Raw genomic sequence first — 4,128 nt, 5'->3', positions numbered from 1 at the left:
AAAGATACCGAAAACAACCAGATCAACAACAAGAAAAAAACACAAAACCTACACGACAAAAAACCCAACAAACAAAATTACCGTGGACAGATCGTCGACGTCAGCGCGAGCGTGTATACCGTTCAATTGACCGGTACCAGCGACAAGCTCGACAGCTTCATTCAGTCCATCGGCACCGCATCGATTCTGGAAACCGTCCGTAGCGGCGTAACCGGTATTGCCCGCGGCGACAAAGTACTCAGCATCTAAACCAAATTAGTGAATGGCCTGAACGGCCTGGATATATAGGGGAATTTCATGAAAGTTTATTACGAAAAAGACTGCGACCTGTCGATCATCCAGGGCAAGAAAGTTGCCATCATCGGTTACGGTTCCCAGGGCCACGCTCAAGCGTGCAACCTGAAAGACTCCGGTGTCGACGTTACCGTTGGTCTGCGTAAAGGTTCGGCCACTGTTGCCAAAGCCGAAGCTCACGGCCTGAAAGTGACTGACGTTGCTTCCGCTGTTGCGGCTGCCGATCTGGTCATGATCCTGACCCCGGACGAGTTCCAGTCTGCTCTGTACAAAAATGAAATCGAGCCGAACATCAAGAAAGGCGCCACCCTGGCCTTCTCCCACGGCTTCGCGATCCACTACAACCAGGTTGTTCCGCGTGCCGACCTCGACGTGATCATGATCGCGCCGAAAGCCCCGGGCCACACCGTACGTTCCGAGTTCGTGAAAGGCGGCGGTATTCCTGACCTGATCGCGATCTACCAGGATGCTTCGGGCAACGCCAAAAACGTTGCACTGTCCTACGCTGCCGGCGTTGGTGGCGGTCGTACCGGCATCATCGAAACCACCTTCAAGGACGAGACCGAAACCGACCTGTTCGGCGAGCAAGCCGTTCTGTGTGGCGGTACCGTTGAACTGGTAAAAGCCGGTTTCGAAACCCTGGTCGAAGCTGGCTACGCGCCGGAAATGGCCTACTTCGAATGCCTGCATGAATTGAAACTGATCGTTGACCTCATGTACGAAGGCGGTATCGCCAACATGAACTACTCGATCTCCAACAACGCTGAATACGGCGAGTACGTGACCGGCCCGGAAGTGATCAACGCCGAATCCCGTCAGGCCATGCGCAACGCCCTGAAACGTATTCAGGACGGCGAATACGCCAAAATGTTCATCAGCGAAGGCGCAACCGGCTACCCTTCGATGACCGCCAAGCGTCGTAACAACGCCGCTCACGGTATCGAAATCATCGGCGAGCAACTGCGCTCCATGATGCCGTGGATCGGTGCCAACAAGATCGTCGACAAAGCCAAAAACTAAGTCGTCGTCCCTTGTATGAAAAAACGCGGCCTCGGCCGCGTTTTTTCGTTTGGGTCGATGGTTCTGGTATAAAGCTGCATCGTTTGTGGCCGAACCGTCGTCCACAGGCATCTGTCGAATTTTTCCAAACCGTTGCAAGGTAATGTTCATGAGCGAACGTCCCGAAGAGCCGAACAAGGCTTCAGACGCCGAAAGCCTGCTGCCCATCGATGAACACATCGAAGAAGGACACGACGCAGAAGGTCGTAAAGTCCGGCATCGTGGTATCTATCTGCTGCCGAATCTGTTCACCACTGCGAACCTGTTTGCAGGGTTTTACTCCATCATCAACTCGATGAGCGCTCAGGCGGCGTTGAGCGCGGGTGATTCTGCCAATGCGAGCAAGTATTTCGCGTTCGCCGCAATCGCGATTTTTGTCGCGATGGTGCTCGACGGCCTCGACGGTCGTGTGGCGCGGATGACCAACACGCAAAGTGCTTTCGGCGCCGAGTATGACTCGCTGTCCGACATGGTCGCCTTCGGTGTCGCCCCTGCATTGCTGGCCTTCGGCTGGGCGCTGGGTGACATGGGCAAGGTCGGCTGGATGGTCGCTTTCATCTATGTAGCTGGCGCAGCGTTGCGTCTGGCGCGTTTCAACACTCAGGTGGGGACGGCGGACAAACGCTACTTCATCGGGCTGGCCAGCCCGGCAGCTGCCGGCGTAGTGGCAGGGATTGTCTGGGCGTTCAGCGATTACGGGATCCAGGGTTCGAAGATGTCGTTTCTGGTCGCGCTGATGGTGGCGGCTGCCGGCATGCTGATGGTCAGCAACATCAAGTACAACAGCTTCAAGGAGCTGGATTTGAAAGGTCGCGTGCCTTTCGTGGCGATTCTCGCGGTAGTGCTGGTGTTCGCTGTCGTGTTTAGCGATCCGCCACGCATTCTGCTGCTTGTGTTCCTCGCTTATGCGGCTTCCGGTCCGATTCAGTATCTGTTGCATCTTCGTCGTCACAAAAACGCCGAGTGATGTAATTTCCAGCATACTCCGCAGTCTATGGGTGCATCTGTCCTCCAAAGCTGCGGAGTTGCCATGCTCATCAAAATTCCCAAAGCGTCTGACTGCCATGAGTCGGACGTCACGTCTGAATCTATCTATCTGTCTCGCCGTCAGTTGCTCGGAGCCACCGCGGCCGGCATCGCCGTGAGCAGTCTTCCGCGCTGGGCCAATGCTGACGATGCGGCGCGATACGCCGATGTCGAACCAGGCAAGGCGCCTGCCTGGTTTGCCGAAAAACTACCCTCTACTAAATGGGGGGCGGTAAACGTCAAGGATGAGGCGATCACGCCTTATAAGGACGCGACTCACTACAACAACTTCTATGAGTTCGGCACCGACAAGGGCGATCCGGCCGCCAATGCCGGTTCGCTGAAAACCGAACCGTGGAGTGTGGTAGTAGACGGGGAGGTGGGTAAGCCGGGGCGTTATGCGCTGGAAGATTTCATGAAGCCGTACCAGTTGGAAGAGCGTATCTATCGTCTGCGCTGTGTCGAGGCCTGGTCGATGGTCATTCCGTGGATTGGTTTTCCCATCGCGGCGCTGCTCAAACAGGTCGAGCCGACCTCCAATGCCAAGTACATTCGATTCGAAACCCTGCAGGATCCGAAAAGCATGCCCGGGCAGCGCTCCGGCTTTGCTCTGATCGATTGGCCTTATATAGAAGGCTTGCGCCTGGACGAGGCGATGAATCCGTTGGCGATCCTCGCGGTGGGGATGTATGGGCGCGAGCTGCCGAATCAGAACGGAGCACCGTTACGTCTCGTGGTGCCATGGAAGTATGGCTTCAAGAGCGTCAAATCCATCGTGCGTATCAGTCTGGTCAGTGAGCAACCGAAAACGACCTGGCAAAGCATTGCGGCGGACGAGTATGGCTTCTATGCGAATGTGAATCCGACAGTCGATCACCCGCGCTGGACGCAAGCGCGCGAGCGGAGGCTGCCGAACAGTCTGTTCAAACCGAATGTGCGCGACACGCAGATGTTCAACGGCTACTCGGACGAAGTCGCTTCTTTATATACAGGACTCGATTTGCGGAAGAACTACTGATGCGATATCCGTTCTGGCGAGTGAGTGTTTTCATTGCTGCAGCGATCTGGCCGTTGCTTTGGTTCTATCAAGCCTTCGCTGATTTGCTTGGGCCTGATCCTGGCAAGGTACTGGTTGATCGGCTGGGCCTCGGCACGTTGGTGCTGTTGTTGATCACCTTGAGCATGACGCCTCTGCAAAAACTGACCGGTTGGGCGGGGTGGATTGCTGTTCGGCGGCAATTGGGACTTTGGTGCTTCGCTTATGTGGTTGTGCATTTGTGCAGCTATATGGCGTTTATCCTCGGCTTTGATTGGTCGCAACTGGGTGTCGAGTTGCGCAAGAGGCCTTACATTATCGTCGGTGCGTTGGGTTTCCTCGGATTGTTGGCGTTAGCGGTGACTTCAAATCGCTACAGTCAGCGCCGTTTAGGTGTTCGCTGGAAGAAGCTGCATCGGCTGGTGTATGTGATTCTTGGGCTGGGACTGCTGCATATGCTGTGGATCGCGCGCGCTGATCTTAAGGAGTGGGCGATCTATGCCTTTATAGGTGCGTTGCTTCTATTGTTGCGTGTCCCTCCTGTTGCTCGTCGAATCCCGCGTTTATTGGCAAAAAAGCAGGTTCTGCAACAAAAGTGAAATTAACGGTTGACGGCAGATTCCAGACGTCTATAATTCGCCCCACTTCCGGCGCAGTCGAAACGGAAAACTCCTTGAGATTCAATGAGTTAAGTAGGTTTCGAGAGTGGGTCG

At 55.1% G+C, this 4,128-nt stretch carries 4 protein-coding genes and 1 pseudogene; all 5 read left to right on the top strand.

Annotated features, from left to right (window positions below):
• Positions 1-249, top strand: a pseudogene (locus ACIQVE_RS29285) (hypothetical protein); the annotation flags it as partial.
• A 48-nt stretch (positions 250-297) separates the two neighbouring features.
• Positions 298-1,314, top strand: coding sequence for a ketol-acid reductoisomerase (gene ilvC / locus ACIQVE_RS29280; RefSeq protein WP_007948647.1), 1,017 nt, complete (start codon positions 298-300; stop codon positions 1,312-1,314).
• Between the two features lie 148 nt (positions 1,315-1,462).
• Positions 1,463-2,320 (top strand): CDP-diacylglycerol--serine O-phosphatidyltransferase, encoded by an 858-nt coding sequence (gene pssA, locus ACIQVE_RS29275; RefSeq protein ID WP_402815396.1) that lies wholly within the window; start codon positions 1,463-1,465, stop codon positions 2,318-2,320.
• Positions 2,321-2,383: 63 nt separating this feature from the next.
• Positions 2,384-3,397, top strand: coding sequence for a protein-methionine-sulfoxide reductase catalytic subunit MsrP (gene msrP / locus ACIQVE_RS29270; protein WP_402815394.1), 1,014 nt, complete (start codon positions 2,384-2,386; stop codon positions 3,395-3,397).
• On the top strand, positions 3,397-4,014 hold the full coding sequence (gene msrQ, locus ACIQVE_RS29265; protein WP_402815392.1) for a protein-methionine-sulfoxide reductase heme-binding subunit MsrQ: 618 nt from the start codon (positions 3,397-3,399) through the stop codon (positions 4,012-4,014). The genes msrP and msrQ overlap by 1 nt, the downstream gene beginning before the upstream one ends.
• Positions 4,015-4,128 lie beyond the last annotated feature (114 nt).

It is taken from the genome of Pseudomonas sp. NPDC098747 (genome assembly GCF_044760045.1).
In the GTDB taxonomy this organism is placed as follows: Bacteria; Pseudomonadota; Gammaproteobacteria; order Pseudomonadales; family Pseudomonadaceae; genus Aquipseudomonas.
The sequence above is the reverse complement of the archived record's forward strand: the minus strand, read 5'-3'. Positions and strand labels throughout refer to the sequence as shown.